The sequence below is a fragment of the Stenotrophomonas sp. SrG genome (genome assembly GCF_050031795.1).
Taxonomy (GTDB): Bacteria; Pseudomonadota; Gammaproteobacteria; order Xanthomonadales; family Xanthomonadaceae; genus Stenotrophomonas; species Stenotrophomonas rhizophila_A.
Genome location: NZ_JBNBBE010001630.1, coordinates 1 through 232, shown reverse-complemented (window position 1 = coordinate 232; position 232 = coordinate 1). Strand labels below are relative to the sequence as shown.

The 232-nt window shown below is 75.0% G+C and carries 1 pseudogene; it reads left to right on the top strand.

From position 1 onward, the window contains the following. Nucleotides 1-19: 19 nt before the first annotated feature. Nucleotides 20-232: pseudogene (locus ACQG3P_RS24890) on the top strand (sugar kinase); the annotation flags it as partial.

The following is a 232-nucleotide window of genomic DNA, read 5'->3' as shown; positions in this document are numbered from 1 at the left end:
TTACAGCGGGGCACGCGGGTTGAGCTGTACCTTCGGCCCTGACACTGCGGGGCTGAGCGCTCTGCCGGGCGCCGTGCTGGGCCTGCTGGCCCAGCCGCTGATCCAGGCCGGCGGCGTGGACAGCCGCCAGATCCTCTGGCGCGTGTACGATGGCCGTGGCCGCACCTCGCGGATGGGGCTGACCGGCACCGAGCGCGGCTGCGGCGTGCGCGCGCCGCGGGGGGTGTCCGAT